The organism is Paenibacillus sp. J31R30 (assembly GCF_059692115.1).
The window spans coordinates 18,085-38,570 of record NZ_JCAUAV010000025.1; the positions used below are offsets into that span (position 1 = coordinate 18,085).

Genomic DNA, 20,486 nt, shown 5'->3' on the forward strand with positions numbered 1-20,486 from the left:
AATCCATCTTACTCAATTTAACTGCACGCTGCTTGCTCCAATTGACCTTAGTTGAATATTAGCCTTCACTTTAATGTCGATCCTTTTAAAATTTTCATCCCAATCGGATTTTTGTGACTTCCACCAGTAAGGATATTTGCGGTGAAGGTGAGCGCCTATTCCGAATACGTCTGGCCCCCAGCGCTGGACTTTATCCATCGTACGCTGCAACTCGTTTTGGATATACTCGTTCAGGTAATTCTGGGCAAGAACCATGTTATCCACCTCGGACATATCTAAGGCGGTCGTGTTTTCAAGAAGATACGCTTGTGCTTTAACAGTTACAACAATTTGGGTAGGGTCATTAGGACCAACGGAGTTAATCTGGCGTGCAAGATGGGTAAATCTAAAAGATAAGATGCCCTTGTCGTCCTTCCAACGAATGGTTACACCTTGAAAATTTTCTTTTCCCGACATCCAAGCTGCCCCGGATCCTTCAACATCATCCAAAATACCGTTAACTTTCAGTTTTTTGTTCAATAGTGCATATCCGGCTAACACAGCCATCGGCTCCGCTTTTTTACTATTCATTTTAAAATTTTTGATTTGAAGGATAGGGAGCAACGATCTAGTCTCCGCAGAGGCGCTATTAATAATGAATTGCCTAGTAGAGAAGCTCCTCATTCCGTTGATATGCAATTCTTTTCCCGCGGCAATGCTAGAGACATGTTCGAGAGGATGCTTGATCATAAGGAATTCTTTCGCACTACTGCCTTTAATCATTAGCGTAATATCTCGTTGATTGTTTGCTGGATCCCTACTCAGCTTATCAAATAACTTGTTTGCGTCGTTTTTATTAAGGAACTCTTCACTTATCGCGATCAGAATGCGATGGCTGGTTATCAGTCTTCGGGACATTTCTCTCTGGATTTTCTGAGTGGCCTCGAAAACATCTTTACCTTTTGCCGACATGACGACGAAACTATCCGAATCGCTGGAGCTTCCCCCCTTGGTCGTACCACTCACTTGTGAGGGGATTACAATCTGAAGACTTACTTCGATTGCCCCACCCTCAGCATGATCAATCGCCGTCCCCATAACGAAAGCCAATTGATTCGGTTCGACAAAATCCGTACAACCTGAGGAGAAGCAAATAAGAATTAGGGAAAGGCATGTGAGTAGCAGGAATCGGATCATCTCATACGCCCTTTCTTATTTCGGCCGTTCTTGATCCAGAAAGGGAAACGGATGATCACGTCTTTAATCTTTTTGCTATCGAATGGAGCTACCGGGCTCAAGAAAGGCGTTCCAAAGGATTCAAGCGTTACCAGATGGATCAACAAGAAGATAATACCGAACGTAAATCCCATGAAGCCGAGCAGGCCAGTCATGAACAGCATCAGGTACCTGATTAATCGAAAGGGTAAAGTAGCGCTATATCTCGGAATTGTATAAGCCGCGATGCCTGTTAAAGAAATAACGATGATGATCGGCGTGGATATGATGCCAGCTTCGACGGCGGCTTGTCCGACGACGAGTGCACCAATAATACTGACGACAGGGCCAAGCTGATTAGGAAGATGAACACCAGCTTCTTGCAATCCGTCGAATATAAACATCATGATAAATACTTCGATGACGGTCGGAAACGGTGAACTTTCCCTAGCCGCCGCGATACTGATCATGAGATTTCTTGGAATCATCTCCGGATGAAACGTCGAAAGCGCAACATAGATTGCGGGCAAGGCAAATGAAATGAAGCTCATGACGTATCGGATAAATCGAGACAGGATGATGAATACGAACCTCTCGAAGTAGTCGTCCGCCGATTGGAGTCCAGACCAGAGGGTGATAGGAAGAATTAGGGCAAAAGGGGTTCCGTTAGTGATGAGAGCGACCTTACCTTCTAATAAACATGCGGTCACGATATCCGGACGCTCAGTATTCTGGATCTGTGAGAAGATCGAGAAGGAACTATTCTCGAGCCATTCTTCGATATAGGCAGAATCGATAACACCATCTACCTCGATTTTATTGAGCTTCTCCCTTACTTCTGACAATACACTCTCATCCGCAAGTCCTTTCATAAAAACAAGAATAACTTCAGTTTTCGTGTATTTGCCAATCGTATATGATTCCATCTTCAGAAGAGGATGAATAATCCTTCGTCTTATCATCGTCGTATTCGTTCTGATATTCTCGACAAAGCCTTCTTTAGAGCCGCGTAAGGTCGCCTCCTTCTTCGGCTCTTGGATGCTTCGGGTCTCGTAGCCTTGTACTTGAGCGATGAGTGCGGATGCTTCACCATCTACCAGAATCCCCAAGCTACCATGCAGGATATGATTGACTAGATCCTCCATGAATGTGTCGGTTTTTACATCCGTTAATGGAAGCCATTCGCATCTGAACATTTCGGCAAGTGACTGAATGCGATCTATACCTTGCGGTAAACCGCTGAAAATAAGCGGCTTCAGTATGTTATCTTCTACGCTTTGCAATTTTGTCATGCCATCTAAATAAACGAGTAATAGAACAGTTTCATCCTTTAACATAAAGGAACGGAATATTACGTCCGAGCAATTATCGAGTTGTTCTCTGAGAAAGGATTCATTCGACTCAATACTCCTACTTATTGAACTCATGGACAACACCCCCGTGCCTTTATATCTCTTGGATATTATGGGCATAGGGGTATTTGCTTATGCAGATTTTGGAATTTAACACGTGGACGAAAAAGATGGCCCCCCACTAAGCTTTGAACTGAATTTGTATTGTAATAGTTGTGATCAACTCCATATCAAAACCATCGAGTTCCATGATTTTTGCGATCCCTGTTATCATAACCGTGATAGTAAAAGCTCACCCCCTGATTATAACAATCTCATTGACATCCTACTTCGTTGCGGTATCTCGTAATGGCTCTTTGGTGCATGCAGAAAGTAAAAGAGCAATAAATAGCATTGAGCCGTTAGCGCATTCGATTTTTCACTTATTATATTTAAGATATCCCCAAAGAAGTAAAATTACCAGATATTAGAATTAAACTGCCCGTTAACGTAATGGAGGCTGCCGATCATACTGGCAGCCTCCTATTGGTGTGTTTATTGAACAAACGTTCTCCGTTAGTTGAATGACCTCAGTTAATTTTCTTCCAAGGTAGACTTCTTTGTGTCCAGAATGGCAATTACTTCCAAATATTGTTGGATTGCACCCCAGTGCAGGCACGGTATAATAGGCTACAATCCTACAAATACTTAAGGCGGACGTTCATTCAAAATGACGCTACCTGTCCCGCGGCTACTCTAATTCTATACAGCGACTGCGGTTGAGAGCTGGTTCCTAAAGATGCCGAGTAGATAGGCCCCGGCCCCGAGGGTAAGCCTTTGCTCGATTTCAGCAACAAATGATACAGCATAGGAGGAATCACAATGCATCCTTTACGCAAGCTACGGGAAACCGGTAACGCTACACCCGCCCAGGTGAGAGAGTTACTTGCCGAAAACGTAGTATTCAATAGCCCGATCCTGGTACGGCCGATCGAGGGGCGTGACGTCATCGCGGCGATTTTCGCTCAGTCGAGCGCTACGCGTGGTTCCGGTACCTATACAGCCGAGTTTAAGCTCGATGAGCGCACCACCTTCTTGCGCTGGGTGGGAACCATGGATGGCCACAAGATTGAGAGCTTGGAGATCATCGTGGACAACGAGCAGGGGCTGATAGAGGAGCGCACTATTGCCCTCCGGCCGTATCCAGCGGTGAAACTGTTCCGCGACTCTATGTATGAATCACTCAAGGATAAGCTGCCTCCCGATGTTTGGGACTACTCAACGACACCGTAGTCTGACCCGTTTCAGATCGTTACCTAACCCCCCTGTCGGCCGCAAGGTCGATATTGGGCTATCGTTATCCGTTATCTTAGCGAAAGTCAGTGGCTTTTACTGCCAGTAGTAAATAAGGTATTAAACTGAAAAAAATTATTAGACCGTGAAAATAAAATCTTATACTACAAGGCGTTTATGCAGATAACTAACACAAGAATTAGACACCATGAAGAAAGCTCAAAGACCGAAATGTGGTGGTGCCACAAACAGCAAGTGGCGGCCGATGCTAAAATGAAGAAACGGTAGCCTTTAAAAGGGCTTCCGTTTTCTTAATTAACGGGCAGGTAAACGCAGAGTTGTCGGTTATTTTGAATGCCCAATCCTTATTCCATGATAAGTTTCAATTCGAATCGCAACATAAGGAATGGTCGCTTAAAACAAAAAAGTGAGGAGAAGATATCATGGACATTTCAAAACAAATCGCACTTGTAACAGGATCTAACCGCGGTCTTGGACGTCATCTGGCACAAGAACTTCTGTCAAGAGGTGCTAAGGTTTATGCGGGCGCCAGAAGTCCTGAATTAGTAGACCTTCAAGGTGTTACCCCATTGCAGCTAGACATCACAAACGAAAAGTCGGTTGCTGCGGCAGCCGAGGCTGCTAACGATGTAACTTTACTAATCAATAATGCAGGTGTGAATTCTCGCGCCGCGCTGTTAGATGGCGATATAAACAAAATTCATTTAGATATGAATACACATTTCTTTGGCACGCTCTCGATGATGCGCGCTTTTGCTCCTATCCTGGAAAAGAATGGTGGCGGAACCATCCTGAATATATTATCTGTTCTATCCTGGTTCAGCCTAGGAGGTTCCGGTAACTACTCAGCAGCTAAGGCAGCAGAATGGAGTCTTACGAATTCTTTACGATTGACTTTGGCTCCCCAAAATATTCGCGTTTGCGGACTGCATGTAGGCTATATGGATACTGATATGACTGCAATAATTCAAGCACCAAAAGAAAACCCTTCTGATATTGCCAAGATTGCTATCGACGGTATCGAAATGAATAACTATGAAATTGTTGCAGACGAATATAGTCACAATATATTGAAGAAATTATCTGGTGGTGTAAACGCGATGTACCCTCAATTATTTTCCGTTTAGGGCGTTCCTTACATAGGAACGTCCTTTTGATATGCAACGAAATTTACCCATAACCTCATGTTCCTCGAAGACCAATCGAAAAACCATCGCCAAACATTCGGCGATGGTTTACATGAGTAGAAAACTTCTTTAATGTGATGCGAAGAATTATTTTGCCCAAATTTTTGTTGTTTTCCATATGATCAAAAGCTTCATTCGCTTTGTCCCAATCCCAAACGGAATCTATGATCGGCTTCAGGCGACCGTCTATAAATCGTGGCATCGCGAAGTGGACGAACTGCTTGGTAAGCTTGATTTTATCCGATATCGATTGGGAACGCATCGCCGTACCGATCACTTGTAGCCGTTTCCTCAGCAGTAAACCTAGATCGAGCTCGCTCACCGTGTTACCGCCCATTGTACCGATAATAATCAATTTACCGTCCGTCGCAAGCGAGTCTATATTTTGCTGCCAGTACGGGGCACCAATGAAATCCATAATGATATTGACTCCGCGACCTTCTGTTAGCTGTTTCACAGCTTCGGCAAAGGGACTTGCTTTATAATCGATCGCCGCGCTGGCGCCTAGCTCAATGATGTTGAGTTTTTAAAGCGCATTATATTTATTTTTTAACCTGTCTACCGTAGGGGAGCATATCAGTCCGCTGCAAACTGCTCCCTTTCTAAATTAACGTTCCCAGAGCGTAATATCATCTAGTGTCCAATTCCGTGTGATGCTTCAGAAAAATACGCTATTATAATAACAAAAACAAGGATAATACTCATTAAAATAAATGAATATCCTGTCAATAATGCTGTCAAATTTCTTTTATCCGATTTAGATTTCCGTATAAACAGAAATCCAAACCCTAGCAACAACACAATAATTATTCCAACATAATCGTCCAAGCAATCAACCCTTATCTTGATTATCATTTGCTTTTCCTATTGAGCTATCGTTATCCCGTTAGACTTTCTTGGAATTCAATACGAGCATAGTTCCTGAAGGAGAGAAGGCTAGTTTTGTCCCATTCCTTTCCACCTGTTCTTCTTTGCTCCTCATTTACTATATCTGAAGATCGATAAACATCAAGTGCTCGTTGAATCAATTGATGATACTCCTGTGGTAAATGTTTAATACCCCATTCACCGCCTTCATCTTTACTGTGTACGCTCTGATCAGCTTCTCTTTGCAGTTGAAATACACGACAAATGTTCAAAACACTATAAAATGGCGTCTCTAGAATATGCTCATCTTGAAGTATCCATTTAAAGTCGTCCATAACAGAGTCTATTAAATACTGCCAATTTACTTTGCCGAATATATTTGATATTGGTGTACCAAATAAACAAATGCCTCGCTGTGTGACATAGGTTAAATGAGAGGCTAGGTCAATATCTGTTCTCTCTTTACTATAATTTATTTCATCTTTGAGTATCTTCTCATGCCATCCCGAGCTGTAATGAACTTCAAAAGGTGTTGGATTGAAGACTTGCCTTGCTACTTCGGACGTAATAACACTAAGTTCAACATTACCAGTTGTAGGTCTGTTGATCGTCTCGTTGGCGATGGAGACTCCAACAGTTTTAGCCAAATCGGGTGCTAATTTACCGTTAACTACCACAATCAGATCAATATCACTTTTGGGACGATAGTAACAGCCCATAGCCAATGAACCGTGGAGATAGATACCTATCAACTGATTTCCCAGAATAGTTTTCAACTGTTCTAACAGTTTTTCAATAAATTGTTTTATATCATCATCACAGTAAGGCCAGGCTTGTGCTCTATTAACCATCGACACCACTCCTTTTGTCATCGTAACGTCCCACTGTTAGCTGAAGGAGCAGCACCGACAACAAATATATAGATTGATCTGCTTAATCACTACGCTATCGTTCCTCGTTAGCGGAACATTTAGCTATCTCTACTCAGTTCTAGGGTTAGTGAATAAACCTATAATTTCTGTAATCTCGGCTTCAGCAACACGTCTTGGTCCCTCCATGAAATATCTTTTCAGTCCTACTTTAATGTCATGTATATGTCTTTCTTCTCGATCTTTAGGAAACATTATCCACATTCTAGCAGTGCCTGATTCTAATACTGAACGTGTCTCATCTATAATTAATTCTCCGCTCTCATCTTCGAACTCTGGGTGAAAAATCTATACTTTACTAAAAATCAGGTGGAAACTCGCGCCTTACTTCATTTGATATCCACAAATGAATACCCCCAAAAAAGTTTTTATGATGTTATTCTCTACATTAGAGATATTTCCTTTATTTGTAAACTAACCTGCCCGTTAGCTGAGCGGTTAGGTTTAACTTGTTGGTAATCAGAGAATCTCTTGTGTGATACGAACATGAAAATCGAACTCCTATAAAGTAGCTGGATTTGTGTCGTAAGACTACAATATTGGGAAATTTGTGCATTTTTTGATGACACAATCCTCCCACATAAAAATAAAAAGCCTGATTCCTCAGGCATTTATCAAACATGAAAAAACCGCGTTTTCCGCGGCCGTAAATGAAATTCTTGTCAGCTGAAAGTATTCCCGTTAGCGCAAAGATTTTTCCTGGACTAGGCTCTCCAAGATATTGTTGTTATTTACAATAAGCTTATCGAGTATCATTCTGACAGAACTAGGTCAAGCCAGCATTTCGCCTCACGGTATAGAACTGGATTGTTTTCAGGGGTGTAGTAAGCCAGTATTGCCACCGCCTGTGATAAGACCCATCCGCGGGCTCTTGCCCACGTAGCGTCGTCTGTCGATAGACATTTGCGGAACTCATCACGAGCCTCCGGTGAATGTAACTTCCATGCGACCATGACATCGCATGCAGGATCGCCAATGCCCATTTCACCCCAATCGATCACACCGGTGATGCGATTATTTCGCACAAGCCAGTTACGCATGTCAAGGTCGCCATGATGCCAAACTGGCGGGCCGCTCCACGGAGGCGCAGCAAGCGCCGACTCCCAAACAGCAAAAACTGCAGAATCGCCATCGAATCGATCCAGCCAGTGTCGGAACTCCTTATCCCGTTGAGCCAATGGAACGCCGCGCCCCTGCGGCGCACCCGTTGGATCGAGTTGTTGTAGCGCTGCAACGAACACCGCAAGATCACGCGCTGCCTGAATCGCGTCAATCTGCTCTATCGGAACAGACTCGCCTTCAACCCACGAATGTATCTCCCAAAACCACGGATATTCGCTATTCGGATGCCCTTGCACGATGGGTACAGGGATTTCAAGCGGAACCAATGGTGAGAGCTTTGGAAGCCATATAAACTCTCGACTTTCTGGTGTCGTTGGCCCCATCCGCCGTGCCAGTCGAACGGAATATTCTTCGCCTAGCCTGAAGATGGCGTTCACTGTGCCAGCCGGCTCGACCCGTCTCAAGGAAAGCTCTGCCCAGTGGGGGAACTGGGTGACAAGCAGACGGCGTACGAGTGCCTCATTAATTTCCATTTCGTCGACGTGCATTTTCACACCCATTAGTCGCCACCACCTCGTTCGCAATAATTAGCGTAGTTTGAGTCCAGCCACATACTATCAATTGTAGTTTCCATTTTAACGCCTCTTTAGTTTTACTTTTTTTAATCTACATAGTCTCGTATAATCTACCTTCACTTCTCTTGTTCCATTGATAGAACTTAACTTCCTATTTAATAAGGTATCAAATAAATATAGATTTGAGTTGATATTACTCACTTATAGTTAAACTATCCTGCCCGCTACTTTATTGGAATCAAAAAAAGAGCTGCTTCAATGCAGCTCCTGCGCTATCGTTCTGCGTTAGCTGAACGCCACGCATGTCTATCTATGGCAAGGGTTAACACCTTTTTGAGCAATCCATTATCGCTAGTCAGCTTGGTACATTAAAAAATCAACTAGGAGCGATGTAACAAAAAATGGACATAAATACCAAGACAATAACTATTTACTTCGTTCCTCGTTAGTTTAGAGCGCCAAGGGGCGATAGCCCCTCAGCGGTGCGAACCTTTGCAATCCCCTGCCCATCCAAAGTTACGTAACTACCTTTTTTAGTTAAATCGTTCGCCGTTAGAGTTTAATGACTTAATTATACGGCGCGGAAACGTCAATTCCAATCTCTTCAACCATAAAAGATGTAAATTAAACTTGACATTGTGGTTAATTTTGGTAACATTATGTATAGAATACTTTACTTCATGTAAAAAATAAATTACAGGAGGCGTGCACCGCCGTGACCTATCAAGAAAAGAAGAGCATCGTATCTTTAATCAGCACCGTACTTATTTTCGGATCTTATTGCTTGTACATGTATCCGCAGTACCCCGAATGGGGGCTGGAGTCGACGGAAACCTTTCACTTTTGGGGTTTCTTCGTCCTGGTGCTGATGTTGGTTTCAATAGTCGCTCATATCATTATCAGCATTACTTTTAACATCGTCTTTCGAATAACGACCAGAGAAAAGGAACCGAATTTCGCGGATGAACTGGATAAGCTCATTGAATTGAAAGCGAACCGAATTTCGTTTTTCGTGTTTATCATCGGCTTTCTTCTTGCCATGGGATCGCTGGTCATCGATCAGCCGTCGCAGGCGATGTTCATGATCCTGATCGCCTCCGGATTTCTCTCCGATTTGACCGGCTCCGTTACGAAACTTTATCACTATCGGAAAGGAGTCTAATATGGGCAAAAATCTTGTCAGCAATCACATCCGAAAATTACGATTCAACCATGATGAAATGACCCAGCAGCAGTTGGCTGACAAGGTGGGCGTAACCAGACAAACAATTGTGGCCCTGGAAAAGGGTAACTACTCCCCGTCTCTGGAACTGGCTTTTCGCATTGCTCAAGCTTTCAACTTACCTTTGGAAGAGGTATTCTTTTACGGGGATAACAGACAGGAGTAAGAACTACGAATATCATTACTTTAACTGACAATGAATTTATTAAAAAAGGAGATAAAAAAATGAGTTCATACAAAAAAAACGCAAAAATTGTGGGAGTACTGTTTATACTTGCAGCGGTTACGTCGATGATAGCTGCTTTTATTTTATACAAACCTATCCTAAATGATCCCGATTACCTGATTCAGGGTTCTAAACATGCCAACCAGGTGATACTGGGAGCGCTTATGGAGTTAATACTTGTTGTTTCAGCGGTTGGTACTGCAACTACAATGTTTCCGTTTTTAAGAAAGTATAATGAAACGATAGCTCTTTGGCATCTTTGCTTCAGGTTTCTTGAAGCGATTATCATTACTGTTGGTGTAATCAGCGTACTGTCCCTGGTGACGTTAAGCCGGGAGTTTGTAGCAATAGGAGCCCAAGACACTGCCTCTTTTCAAGTTTCAGGCACTGTATTAAAAGCAATACATGACTGGACATTTTTGCTTGGTCCCTTGTTCATGCTGGGCATCAACACTATGATGTACAGTTATATATTTTATAAATCCAAGCTCGTGCCCAGATTTATATCCCTCTTAGGTATGACAGGGGCAACTCTTGTTTTTATTTATGCTTTGTTAGTAATGTTCGGTGTAATTCAACAAGTTTCTGTTTGGGGTGCTATTTTGGCGCTGCCAGTAGCAGCCAATGAAATGATTCTCGCGGTGTGGCTCATCATTAAAGGATTTAATGAATCTGCACTTGCTTCCATGTCTGCAAATAAGAAAGCGGCGAGATATTAACACGCACCTAAATAATAGGGATTCTTAAATAATTACCACGAATAATTGCCCTTTAGTTTAATAGCAAAAAGACCTTTTGAGACAGCTTTTAAATTTTCTTTCGGAGTATTCTCTAGTATTTTCAGGATTCTGTCTCTACAACTTGGAATTTATCAATTTGACTTTCATAATAGCATTTAAAGGCATATTACATTATCAATTGTTTTTTACTTTGTATTATGCTCATTTTGTTCGCTCTACAGAATACAGAAAAAATTCCATATCTATATTCCTAAAATTCTTAGTATCTTTATCAATAATATTCATACCGTTTCGAACAGCAACTTTTTGAGAGGCTATATTTGTGTCCCTAATAATAGAATAAACCCTATTTGCATTAAGAACTGAGAAAGCGTATTCCTTGCAAGCAATTGCCGCTTCTGTTGCGTAACCTTTGTGCCAATACGCTTTTTGAAACAAAAATCCTATTTCCAAAATTTCTTTTTCTCTCCAGCCTTGCATTGTCAAGCCACATTGACCAATCATTTCGTTTGTTTCTTTTAATACAACAGCCCAAAGTCCAAAACCATACTCTTCATATCTTTTAAGATGTCTGTTAAGCCAATTTTGTGCTTCTTCTAAGTTGAATGCACTTTCATAAGCAGCACGCATTACTTCCTCATCACACAATATTCCGCACAATGCATCATAGTCGGACTGCACCATTTCTCTAATTATAAGACGTTTTGTTTCTATCAAGAATTTCCCACCTTTCTTTTATATCAATAACCTTTCAAAAATTCCTTTCTTCTCGTTGTTCTATGAGTAAAAATGACCTTTCAGGAATAATTATTGCTTCATATTTGTGTGGTAAAGAAAGCACCTGTAAATCCGACTCATATTAGGATGCTTAATTATGGAATAATCTGTAATATTTGAACAAGAGAATTATTAATTTTAATTGAACTATCCTGCCCGTTACTTCAACAAAAACGCTAACTAGCACAAAGACTAAAAACAGACCCAACGATATCTCCGATATCTCGTTGGGTCTGTTTTTATGACGGTACATGTTTTACACCGTACCTGAGGAATCCGGTACGTCCGGACCATCGACGACATCGATCACACCGATAGCCAGAATGCTGATAGCGGCCGCTTTACCCAGCTTTTTCACGCCGTCTTTCATCCGCGCTTTATCGCTATCCTTGAAGCCTGTTACGACATCTTTTCCGCTCTCAACCACATACTCGATGCCATGGCCAACTCCTCTTGCCGTCGTAATGGCCGTTTGTTCAAGCTCATGGAGTCCAGCTTTCGATTGTTGCTTATCCGCGGTAATTAAGCCTGCACCTACATCCCATACACCACTCGCTGCATGGCCTGCGATCTCACCCGTTTTGGCCGTTAACTGTTCTACATCATTCCCAATTTCCTTTATATAATCACTGCGAACAAGCTCCCCTGCCACACGGACAGTTCCTCCAAGCACTTTGCCTGTTACATCGCCTGCCAGTTTACCTAAATCCTTCAGAAAATCCATCTCAAGCACCTCCGTACATCAGTATATGCTATATTACGATTGTCGAAACACTTGGTTGCAATTCATGAAGAAATGGGGCTTTCTTAGTTATGCACCTTAAATTCATAAGGCCAAAGCATTTCCTCCACTGTTGTTAGAACCCGACACGGTTACCCGAGTATTGTATTCGAATATGCGGTTACATACGTTATTAGTTCAAAACTTTTTTAAATCAATGATATTAGAGAACAAAAAAAGCGTTCGAATTAGGATTAACTAATACGAGCGCTTTGGTACCTCTGTTTATTTATTCTTTTTTCATGTAATCCCCATTGGTACAGTATTCCGTAATACTGCCTATAGCTTTTAACAAAATGAGAAAACTACCGTGGCCGTGGCGGTCTGCTTCCAGGTTAGTTTTAACTAACGTATCCCATTAGTTCAGTGATAGGAGTAACGCTATAAATTCATTCTGTATTTTGAAAATAAACGTTTTATTCCATCGACAATAATTGATGGTTCATAATCCTGAATATAATGAGGACTATTGTTTGCAATAATAAACTCACTATTTTCTGAAATTGAAAGTGTCTCTCTTTGCATTTCGTGCCACAGTTCCTGAGCACTTTGTGAATAATGAGCCTTTTTACCTACTGATACAACTAATAATGGTACACTGCCGAGATATCTTTTCTGTTTTATTTGATCCAAACTTTCCATGAACTCATCGTGTGCAATATTAGACTTCAACAAAAGCTGATTAAGTTCTTTTACAATTTCTTTGCTAGTTCGTGGATTTGGGCTTTTTTCGCTTCTTCCTAATCCAGCTCTGTCATAAATAAACACTTTTGTTATTGAAGCGATATCGGGGGTTATTGCATTCCAAGCCTTGGAATAATCACCATAGCCAGAATCCATGACTACTGTTGGGAAACCTTTAGTATCTCCCAAGGACTTAGTGAATAACTTAAAACCGTTTAGCTCTATCAACATTTCTTGCTCTAGCATATTTTTATCTCCTAATATTAGATACCTCATTCTAAGCTAGTGTCAAATAATTGATGTTCTAATTCACAAAACATATTATTTCAGTAAATTGTTAAAGAACCTCATCAGTTCTTTTTCACCGAATTGATGTAGGCTTTTGTAGAGCTTATCCACGTGATATCCTCCTCACGGGACAATCCCGTTTAATAATACCACATATTGGAAACAATTACTTATTCTTTGATCATACCAAATGCCCAAAGGAAAGATAACGATGCTTTATTAACCCAGTTGTCATTAATCAATTCCAAAACTTGCTCATCTGGTCCGTTTGGTCCGCCATATGCACCACGCATATCTTTACAAGTTAAACCTTGTTCTTGCATTAATTTTAGAAGTTCCCAAGGCATCATCATATTGTTAATGACAGGTTCTCCAAATAATCTTCGATAAGCAGTCCAACGAGGACGTGCAGACGGACCAAGTGTAACTGCAACAACAAATCCTCCAGGCTTCATACCACGCTAACCTGCCCATTACTTTAATGAAAGGCTCTGTTAAATTTAATTAATGTTGATAGTAAGTGAAAAAAATAGAACTACCAATTGTCTGGGAGAACTATTTTGTAATATAGTCTTATTCAATCAAAGCACCCGTTTACTTGAGAAATTGTTCACGATTTTCCCTCTAAATCATCAATTCTCTTTTCAAGTTCTTTTACTTTTTTAATACTGGTCAATGCATTCGTAAAAGCAACAAGTCCGAATATGAACCCCATAATTCCGAAAACTTCCACATAATCACCCCTTATTTAAACTTTAAGATATAATGATTTCACTATTTTAAAACATCTGTTCTGATAATCCAATTATCAACAACTAACTTTAAAAAGAGCTGTTGCTGATCGTGGCAAACAACTCCCCCTTAATTCTCAACTAACGTACGCTAATGCGTTCTTCTAAACATCTACTATAATATCTCTTTTCTAAATGATATTAACCTCAGTTGTTCATTTTCCTTGAAGTTATTACATTTAGATAATTCAACATCAAAGAATTCGTCATCTCTTTCATTCATTCGAATTGATTTACAGACATATTCCGTCTTGCCTTTGTCTGCACTCCATCCGTCTCTTGTGTTATCAACTATCCAATGTATTTCCTTACCATTTGAATTTACGTCATGAATCTCTGGACCGCTGTCCATTGTCGGAGAAATAATCATTAAGTTATCTCCCTTACCTTCATTAAATCTTTTCACCATTTTATCTACACGGTCCAAATCCACTTGGTCAAAGTTAATAATAATTGACTTGTTTTTGTTTATTTTTTCTTTATGAGATTGTTGATTTAAGAGTAAAAAAATGACACTGACCAATCCAATAAAGACGATTAGTTGAATGTAAATCATCGTTTTCTTGTATTTAACGATTTCCACCTCCGCAATAATTCCATATTTAAAATATTCGACTAAGCGATTACACTATCCTGCCCGTTAGCGGGGTGAAGGGCTGCCACGCGGCTGCCTATTTAGGTTTGTTCAACTATAGTTCGCCGTTTGTTGAACAAATTAAAGGTCATCTTTGCTTTCTGAATTTATGTACTTCTATTATCAATTCTATCGAGCAAAAAGCCACCGTTAAAATACCAATAAAAGATAAAATATAGAGTATGCATCTAACTGTAATATAAGCAATTGGCATGCTATCGAAAAGACTAGTTCTTTGTATTCGCTGTTGTGTTTCCATATTCCTTCCAATCTATAACACTGAAGGTTTCCACGGTTTTATTGTTCAACATTCAACATTACTGCCCGCACTTCAATGAAATGAAAAAAAGAAGCTGCTTTATGTAGCAACTTCACTATCAGTTTTCCGTTAGCTTAATCGTTGGTCATAATTTATCCAACGAACAATATTTCTCCATAATTATCAATACCCAATATAAGGGGTCCATCCACCAAATCTCCATTGAGATTCCGCATTTCAAATAAAACTGACCAGCAAGGATGACGATTTTCATCATAATTAATGTTATTTAATTGAAAGTTGAACACAGTAGATGGGTTTTTATAGATATGTTCCCAAGCGATTCTTTCAACTTCTTTTTCGGTTACGCTCTTTTTGGAATCATACATCGCGATTGTGCACCTCCAACGTTAAATCATTCGCGAAAGCAACCGAACTATCCTGCCCGTTAATTGAGAAAACGGCAGCCATTTATTACAGGCTGCCGTTTCTTCGTATGTATTTCGCTATCGTTTTCCGTTAACTTGATCGTACTATTAGATGTTTATTAGATAAGAACTTTCCAATAGTCCCAAGCCTTTAAGTAATCGGCTAAATCATGTGGATGGTGCTTTAAACAGATCCCTATGCGACAATAAAGCTGAATGATTACTTCTTCAATAAGCCTTGACCTCTCAATAGGATCATGATTTAGCAAATTAAATGTTGAAATTAAAGTTTCTAGGTTCAAATCGTCAGGAGAAGAGCAAAACGCATAAATAAAATCATATAATACAGGTCCAACAATAGGTGAAGGATCGATAACTCCTGTTAACACGTTTTGATCAAACACGAAATTATGGACACCACAATCACCATGAAGCAAAAACCTTTCATGTCCTTCACCCGTTGATATATTTCCAACAAATGATATCACTTTAAAATAATCCTCAATTGGTAAAAGACTACCCACATTAATTCGCGAGTATTCCACTCCACGATCAATGAAATCACGCCAATTTTGGCACGGATCTTCTAACCAGAAGCCCCAATTATCCGTTTTCCGATATATTTCGTAATGATTCAGAAGCTCTTTGATCAACAGAGTAAGCCAGTTTAATTTTGAACCACGATTAAAATGCGTTTTACCAGGAGTATAGAAATATACAATGAACTTTTTAGCAGGATCGGTATAGAGAAGATTAGGTAATAGCATGCTATTTTTATAAGCTAGATGCATTTGTTCGACTAAAGAAATATTTTCTGAGCTATCGAGCTTAAACACGTATTTTGGATTCTCGTCCACTGAAAGAGTATACACTAGTCCTTCTGTAGTTCCATTCATCTTATTAAGAATCTTAGTGGTGCGATCAATTACATCTTTTTCACAAAGTTCTTTAATTATCTCGTTAACATTTATTCCTAATTTCATGTTTACTACCTCCCGAAATCACCCCATTGATTTTATATCACATACTCTCGGATTGATAGGAATAGATTTAATATAATTAACATAGCTGCCCGTTAATTGAGCAAAGGGCTGCCACGCGGCAGCCCTTTTGTTAACTAAGCTATAGTTACCCTTTTGCACTACTTTATTTCATTCCATTTAATTTCGTTAGAACCAGCTTTTTTTTCAGCTAAAATGGGATGGATTTCCTTACTGGTGACAATCTCATCAATGCGTAAATTGTAGGGTTGCAGCATTTTCATTGGGTCTGTTTCGTGAGTATACAAGGCGGCATTCTTGAGATAGGAATGGAAAGCTTGCTTTAATTTTTCAGTTGTTATTTTGTCATGGTCAATGCGAATCCCTATACTGAATAATTTTTCATCAGAATTGCTTGCAAAGCCTGTAAGAGTGACACCTGGTTCGTCCCTTAGTTGATTGAGATTCTTGGCTAAACCATTTCCGATTTCAGAAAACTCTTTTGAGTCGCTGCTACCTTTACAGCCAGTGATGAATGTTAGTAAGCCCATTATAGAAATTATAAATACGAGATGGCGTAATGTGAATTTCATAATTCATCCCCCCGTCCACTTTTTACCCTATATTTATTCGACGAAAAGTTTTGTTCTCCGATAGCTTAATGCTAAGGTTGCACCTTTAGTAGGAGTATTGCTTCATGCTTAAAATTTTCGAGGTCATTTTCTTCATCCACCCAGGCAACTTCATCCGGTCTCAGCTGACTTCCCATACGTCAATTAAATCTAATGCTATAGAGAGGTTCTCCAAGTGCAAATGGTTTATCGACGCTTCGCAATCAGTACGGTCGATGTAAGTTGTTTTATCGAAACTACTCGGAAGATCTCTTGCAAAACTTCTGATCAAAATACAGCCATCCCATTCAACAAAGTTGGTGTATTCATCGTTATTACTAGCCCCTGAAGGTTTGGTCTTAAGCAATAGTGCAGACATTGCTTCATTAGTTTTCATGGTAACCTCCAGGTAGTTGGATATGTGAATGAATTGAACAAACGTTATCCGTTAGCTCAATCCCCTTAATTCAACCCAATTCAAAGTCTTACCGACCATCTTGATCACCATGAGAAACGTAAAATAAAAAACTCATTCTTGAAACAAGAATGAGCAACTGATCGTCTGATCTTCTATTGTAGATGATATTTTTGTGTGAGTATTACATATACCAGCGTTATACATTGTTAAATTGAGGTAATGGAAGCCAGATTTTAAAATTGATTCCTTTTTTGAATTAGATCGCAAATGCACCAAATTACATTTGATGCAAAAGTAATTATTCATAATCCCGACCTCCTTTTAACCATTATAGACGATGTTGTAGGAGGTTGATATGATATTAAAAATATTTACTCAGTTCTGTATCGAAATTTGAACTTAGCAAACTGCTCCTTACGCTTAACTAAAGTTCACGTTAGCTTAAACACTTGTAGGGGTAGTACCAGCAAAGCTGACGCATCCCGCAATGTAGATGTAATTTTTTAAAACGAACGACGAACCCTAATTTGACCAATAAATAGAAAACAGACCGATTTGAAATAGATATCGGTCTGTTTTTTCATAGGAATGGAAGAAGCCACAGGGTTTTATTTAAGCTTTGTATCTAATAATCTGGGAAGCGTCTAAGCAAAGTACCAAAGGCAACTTTTGCTTCCATCGGCCGCCAAGGGGCTGACCGTTGGGTGCAGGTTGAGGGCAGGCATACCAGACGCGGGCTCGGTATCAGTCTTCGATTGCCTGGTAGACCGTGGTCCAGAAGTCGTGGATAAGCCACGATGAATCCGGAGTGGACGCACCGACCTGGGTGAGCAGGATTCCGGTGAGCTGTTTGTCCGGGTCGGCATACGTAGCGGTGCCGCTTCCGCCGTCCCAGCCGAACTGGCCGATGGACGCGTAGTCACCACGGTAGGTGCGCACTGCCATCCCGAAGCCCCAGCCGCCGTGTTGCCCTTGGCCGAATGACACATGGACGTTGTTTCTAGCCATGGCGTTTCGGGCGGCTTGTTGCTCGGACGTGAGGCTGTTGGTGGTCATCATCTGGACGGCCGGACGGGACAGGATCCGTTCGGTTCCATGCATCCCTTGGTTCAGCAGCATCCGGAAGTAGGCGTGGTAGTCGTCGACGGTGGAAACCAGTCCACCGCCGCCGCCCTGGAACGCCGGAGGCTGGCTGTAGCGTCCCCCCTTGGCCTCGTCCCACACGTTGAACTCTCCAGTCTGCGGGTCGGGGGCGTAGAGAGTTGGCAGTCGATCGATCTTGTCGGCGGGCACGTGGAAACCGGTGTCCTTCATGCCCAGGGGGGTGAAGATGCGTTCGCGCAGGAACGTTTCAAACGACTTGCCCGTGACCCTGGCGACGAGCACGCCGAGTAGATCGTTGCTGATGTGGTACTGCCAGCGCTCTCCGGGCTGGTACATCAGCGGAAGCGTGCCAAGGCGGCGCATCCACTCATCCGGCTCGGGCACCGGCTCCGGTAGATTGGGCGTGAGCCCCTGCTCGAAGATCGCGTTCATGATCGGAGTGCCCAACGACGTCATATCCATGCCGAGCCCGAACGTGGAGGTCAGCAGGTCCCGTACGGTGATCGGCCGCCGCGCCGGCACTGTATCGTCCAGCGGACCGTCGATGCTCTTCAGCACCCGCCGGTCGGCGAGTTCCGGCAGCCACTGCTCTACCAAGTCATCCAGCCGTAGCCTGCACTCGTCGAGCAGGACCATAGTCGCCGCGATCGCAACCGGCTTGGACGTCGAGGCCATCCGGAAGATCGTGTCGCGGAGCATTGGCGCGCCACCGTCATGGCGCATCGTCCCGATCTCTTCGATGTGTGTATCACCGTGTCGGCTGACCAGGGCGACGAGCCCAGGAATCTTCCCGGATTCGACATGCCGTGCCAGCACGTTGCGCATCCTGCGCAGCCCTGTTTCGGAGAAGCCGCTGTTGCTTTGTCCCGTTGTAATCTTTTTCATTTGGTTTTCCCTCTCTTTACTTTTTTATCAGCCCTATTGATCTACAAATTCTCTTTTGTTATCAAAGCTTGAAAGCCTGTTCGATGTATCGAAGAGACTGAATATTGGCAATCAATAGATGACTCACCTCCTGTTCTGGGTGATCAGAATCGAAATATGTCCTGCATTTAGCATAGAGCCATATGTTCATCGGACGTTTATTCTCGGTTTCAACAAATTCAAAGTCACCCGTAAGTAGTTTTCTTGACAACCATTGTCTTGCCCGCCCCATTGGAACTGAGCAGGGCGTAAATACTGCCCCTTTGATTAGTTCTAATAAATTAGACGAAGTGAACTAGTGAAAAGTTTCCATTTTATAGCATTTTTTACGCAAGCTATTTCACTAATAAAAAAAAGGAGTAGCTGCTGTGGCAGAACTGCTCCTTTTTTTATTCAACTATCGTTCTCCGTTAGCTGAATGATCAACTTTTACTTTTTCTTTCAAACCATGCGTTTTCCAAAAGTTCGTTCCAGCAAATCTTAACATTATGACATTTAATAATAAAACTCCCGAATTCAGCTCGATACTTTAATGATGTAGTTCCATGGAACTCATAAACAAATGGTTTAGTTTTACTTTTTTCGTCAAGTTTTAACACCTCAAAATCATTTGCAAGTTTCAGAATATCTATATTTAAAATCTCGGCATCCTCCTCAACTTTTATGTGCTTTTTACTTACTTTAGAAGTGTCATATAGAATAGATTGCACCAAGTCATACAACTCAAAAATAATCGCCGCTTTACCCGAAGACTTTGCTACTGGATAAGGATTCAGTGGGTGTGTTACGAGCACATCCAAATGATCAAATTCTAAGACCAATTCATTCTCGTTTACATACGCCTTATCAATTACACAATCATGTAATGACAAATGATCAATCATGTTTTCTGAAACATATTGATACTCCATAGTGAACATCTCCAATTACGAATTTGGTAATTCTTAATACTTGAAGATTCGTGAAGTCAATAAATTATCCTTCCCGTCACTTGAGAAAAGGCAACCAATCCACTGGAATGGCTGCCTTTTCATGTTGTTATTGAACTCTCGTTATCCGTTAGTTCAATGGTTTATCTATCCATTGAGGGAATTGTCATCAATTCAAGCTCTCATTAATTCGATAAACGCCAGAGGGGATTTTCATTCCTGTTATTCCTT

The 20,486-nt window shown here is 41.3% G+C and carries 21 protein-coding genes and 1 pseudogene; 5 read left to right on the plus strand and 17 right to left on the minus strand.

Going from position 1 to position 20,486, the window contains the following annotated elements:
* Positions 1-12: 12 nt before the first annotated feature.
* Both AC58QO_RS33175 and AC58QO_RS33180 read right to left on the minus strand, forming a co-directional pair.
* A complete protein-coding gene (locus tag AC58QO_RS33175) occupies positions 13-1,176 on the minus strand; it encodes a Ger(x)C family spore germination protein (RefSeq protein WP_497273103.1) in 1,164 nt (387 codons plus the stop codon).
* Positions 1,173-2,621 carry a spore germination protein gene (locus AC58QO_RS33180; protein WP_497273105.1) on the minus strand — a complete coding sequence of 483 codons (1,449 nt, stop codon included), beginning with the start codon at positions 2,619-2,621 and terminating at the stop codon, positions 1,173-1,175. Before AC58QO_RS33180 ends, AC58QO_RS33175 begins: the two co-directional genes overlap by 4 nt.
* 786 nt (positions 2,622-3,407) lie before the next feature.
* Here AC58QO_RS33180 and AC58QO_RS33185 point away from each other — a divergent pair.
* The gene (locus AC58QO_RS33185; RefSeq protein WP_497273107.1) at positions 3,408-3,818 is read left to right on the plus strand and encodes a hypothetical protein; all 411 of its coding nucleotides are present in this window, start codon (positions 3,408-3,410) and stop codon (positions 3,816-3,818) included.
* 443 nt (positions 3,819-4,261) lie between these two features.
* Positions 4,262-4,966, plus strand: coding sequence for an SDR family oxidoreductase (locus AC58QO_RS33190; protein ID WP_497273109.1), 705 nt, complete (start codon positions 4,262-4,264; stop codon positions 4,964-4,966).
* Positions 4,967-5,021: 55 nt separating this feature from the next.
* Here the strand turns inward: AC58QO_RS33190 and AC58QO_RS33195 are convergent, their stop codons facing one another.
* The 3 genes from AC58QO_RS33195 to AC58QO_RS33205 all read right to left on the minus strand — a co-directional run bounded on the left by AC58QO_RS33195 (position 5,022) and on the right by AC58QO_RS33205 (position 8,444).
* Entirely contained in the window at positions 5,022-5,543 is a 522-nt protein-coding gene (locus AC58QO_RS33195; RefSeq protein WP_497273141.1) for a zinc-binding dehydrogenase, read from the minus strand.
* A gap of 361 nt (positions 5,544-5,904) precedes the next feature.
* Positions 5,905-6,744, minus strand: coding sequence for a nucleotidyltransferase domain-containing protein (locus AC58QO_RS33200; protein ID WP_497273111.1), 840 nt, complete (start codon positions 6,742-6,744; stop codon positions 5,905-5,907).
* An 830-nt stretch (positions 6,745-7,574) separates the two neighbouring features.
* Positions 7,575-8,444: an aminoglycoside phosphotransferase family protein gene (locus tag AC58QO_RS33205; RefSeq protein ID WP_497273113.1), complete on the minus strand. Its 870-nt coding sequence runs from the start codon at positions 8,442-8,444 to the stop codon at positions 7,575-7,577.
* Positions 8,445-9,174: 730 nt separating this feature from the next.
* Here AC58QO_RS33205 and AC58QO_RS33210 point away from each other — a divergent pair.
* Genes AC58QO_RS33210 through AC58QO_RS33220 form a run of 3 tightly spaced genes read left to right on the plus strand, consistent with a single transcriptional unit; the run spans position 9,175 to position 10,626 of the window.
* Entirely contained in the window at positions 9,175-9,621 is a 447-nt protein-coding gene (locus AC58QO_RS33210) for a hypothetical protein (RefSeq protein WP_497273115.1), read from the plus strand.
* Between the two features lies 1 nt (position 9,622).
* Positions 9,623-9,847: a helix-turn-helix transcriptional regulator gene (locus AC58QO_RS33215; protein WP_497273117.1), complete on the plus strand. Its 225-nt coding sequence runs from the start codon at positions 9,623-9,625 to the stop codon at positions 9,845-9,847.
* A 59-nt stretch (positions 9,848-9,906) separates the two neighbouring features.
* Positions 9,907-10,626, plus strand: a complete 720-nt coding sequence (locus AC58QO_RS33220; RefSeq protein WP_497273119.1) for a DUF4386 domain-containing protein — start codon at positions 9,907-9,909, stop codon at positions 10,624-10,626.
* Positions 10,627-10,848: 222 nt separating this feature from the next.
* On the opposite strand, the gene AC58QO_RS33225 is transcribed toward AC58QO_RS33220, so the two are convergent.
* The 12 genes and pseudogenes from AC58QO_RS33225 to AC58QO_RS33280 form a co-directional block, all read right to left on the minus strand.
* Entirely contained in the window at positions 10,849-11,364 is a 516-nt protein-coding gene (locus AC58QO_RS33225) for a GNAT family N-acetyltransferase (RefSeq protein ID WP_082596080.1), read from the minus strand.
* Positions 11,365-11,410: 46 nt separating this feature from the next.
* A pseudogene (locus tag AC58QO_RS33230) lies at positions 11,411-11,506 on the minus strand (class I SAM-dependent methyltransferase); the annotation flags it as partial.
* Between the two features lie 174 nt (positions 11,507-11,680).
* Positions 11,681-12,148 (minus strand): hypothetical protein, encoded by a 468-nt coding sequence (locus tag AC58QO_RS33235; protein WP_497273121.1) that lies wholly within the window; start codon positions 12,146-12,148, stop codon positions 11,681-11,683.
* A 438-nt stretch (positions 12,149-12,586) separates the two neighbouring features.
* Positions 12,587-13,135 (minus strand): alpha/beta fold hydrolase, encoded by a 549-nt coding sequence (locus AC58QO_RS33240; protein WP_497273123.1) that lies wholly within the window; start codon positions 13,133-13,135, stop codon positions 12,587-12,589.
* A 212-nt stretch (positions 13,136-13,347) separates the two neighbouring features.
* Positions 13,348-13,632 carry a hypothetical protein gene (locus AC58QO_RS33245; RefSeq protein ID WP_497273125.1) on the minus strand — a complete coding sequence of 95 codons (285 nt, stop codon included), beginning with the start codon at positions 13,630-13,632 and terminating at the stop codon, positions 13,348-13,350.
* Positions 13,633-14,083: 451 nt separating this feature from the next.
* Positions 14,084-14,551, minus strand: coding sequence for a DUF4362 domain-containing protein (locus AC58QO_RS33250; RefSeq protein WP_497273127.1), 468 nt, complete (start codon positions 14,549-14,551; stop codon positions 14,084-14,086).
* A gap of 462 nt (positions 14,552-15,013) precedes the next feature.
* On the minus strand, positions 15,014-15,250 hold the full coding sequence (locus tag AC58QO_RS33255) for a hypothetical protein (protein ID WP_497273129.1): 237 nt from the start codon (positions 15,248-15,250) through the stop codon (positions 15,014-15,016).
* 158 nt (positions 15,251-15,408) lie between these two features.
* Positions 15,409-16,272 carry a phosphotransferase gene (locus AC58QO_RS33260; protein WP_497273131.1) on the minus strand — a complete coding sequence of 288 codons (864 nt, stop codon included), beginning with the start codon at positions 16,270-16,272 and terminating at the stop codon, positions 15,409-15,411.
* 158 nt (positions 16,273-16,430) lie between these two features.
* Positions 16,431-16,862 (minus strand): hypothetical protein, encoded by a 432-nt coding sequence (locus AC58QO_RS33265; protein WP_497273133.1) that lies wholly within the window; start codon positions 16,860-16,862, stop codon positions 16,431-16,433.
* 160 nt (positions 16,863-17,022) lie between these two features.
* Positions 17,023-17,277, minus strand: a complete 255-nt coding sequence (locus AC58QO_RS33270) for a hypothetical protein (protein ID WP_497273135.1) — start codon at positions 17,275-17,277, stop codon at positions 17,023-17,025.
* Between the two features lie 765 nt (positions 17,278-18,042).
* Positions 18,043-19,287: a serine hydrolase domain-containing protein gene (locus AC58QO_RS33275; protein ID WP_497273137.1), complete on the minus strand. Its 1,245-nt coding sequence runs from the start codon at positions 19,285-19,287 to the stop codon at positions 18,043-18,045.
* 461 nt (positions 19,288-19,748) lie between these two features.
* Positions 19,749-20,237, minus strand: a complete 489-nt coding sequence (locus AC58QO_RS33280) for a hypothetical protein (protein ID WP_497273139.1) — start codon at positions 20,235-20,237, stop codon at positions 19,749-19,751.
* Positions 20,238-20,486 lie beyond the last annotated feature (249 nt).

What these genes read in the sequence shown, in the direction of transcription:
- AC58QO_RS33175 (WP_497273103.1), bottom strand. Translation starts at nt 1,176, where the DNA reads ATGATCCGATTCCTGCTACTCACATGCCTTTCCCTAATTCTTATTTGC.
- AC58QO_RS33180 (WP_497273105.1), bottom strand. Translation starts at nt 2,621, where the DNA reads ATGAGTTCAATAAGTAGGAGTATTGAGTCGAATGAATCCTTTCTCAGA.
- AC58QO_RS33185 (WP_497273107.1), top strand. Translation starts at nt 3,408, where the DNA reads ATGCATCCTTTACGCAAGCTACGGGAAACCGGTAACGCTACACCCGCC.
- AC58QO_RS33190 (WP_497273109.1), top strand. Translation starts at nt 4,262, where the DNA reads ATGGACATTTCAAAACAAATCGCACTTGTAACAGGATCTAACCGCGGT.
- AC58QO_RS33200 (WP_497273111.1), bottom strand. Translation starts at nt 6,744, where the DNA reads ATGGTTAATAGAGCACAAGCCTGGCCTTACTGTGATGATGATATAAAA.
- AC58QO_RS33205 (WP_497273113.1), bottom strand. Translation starts at nt 8,444, where the DNA reads ATGGGTGTGAAAATGCACGTCGACGAAATGGAAATTAATGAGGCACTC.
- AC58QO_RS33215 (WP_497273117.1), top strand. Translation starts at nt 9,623, where the DNA reads ATGGGCAAAAATCTTGTCAGCAATCACATCCGAAAATTACGATTCAAC.
- AC58QO_RS33220 (WP_497273119.1), top strand. Translation starts at nt 9,907, where the DNA reads ATGAGTTCATACAAAAAAAACGCAAAAATTGTGGGAGTACTGTTTATA.
- AC58QO_RS33235 (WP_497273121.1), bottom strand. Translation starts at nt 12,148, where the DNA reads ATGGATTTTCTGAAGGATTTAGGTAAACTGGCAGGCGATGTAACAGGC.
- AC58QO_RS33240 (WP_497273123.1), bottom strand. Translation starts at nt 13,135, where the DNA reads ATGCTAGAGCAAGAAATGTTGATAGAGCTAAACGGTTTTAAGTTATTC.
- AC58QO_RS33245 (WP_497273125.1), bottom strand. Translation starts at nt 13,632, where the DNA reads ATGAAGCCTGGAGGATTTGTTGTTGCAGTTACACTTGGTCCGTCTGCA.
- AC58QO_RS33255 (WP_497273129.1), bottom strand. Translation starts at nt 15,250, where the DNA reads ATGTATGATTCCAAAAAGAGCGTAACCGAAAAAGAAGTTGAAAGAATC.
- AC58QO_RS33260 (WP_497273131.1), bottom strand. Translation starts at nt 16,272, where the DNA reads ATGAAATTAGGAATAAATGTTAACGAGATAATTAAAGAACTTTGTGAA.
- AC58QO_RS33265 (WP_497273133.1), bottom strand. Translation starts at nt 16,862, where the DNA reads ATGAAATTCACATTACGCCATCTCGTATTTATAATTTCTATAATGGGC.
- AC58QO_RS33270 (WP_497273135.1), bottom strand. Translation starts at nt 17,277, where the DNA reads ATGAAAACTAATGAAGCAATGTCTGCACTATTGCTTAAGACCAAACCT.
- AC58QO_RS33275 (WP_497273137.1), bottom strand. Translation starts at nt 19,287, where the DNA reads ATGAAAAAGATTACAACGGGACAAAGCAACAGCGGCTTCTCCGAAACA.
- AC58QO_RS33280 (WP_497273139.1), bottom strand. Translation starts at nt 20,237, where the DNA reads ATGGAGTATCAATATGTTTCAGAAAACATGATTGATCATTTGTCATTA.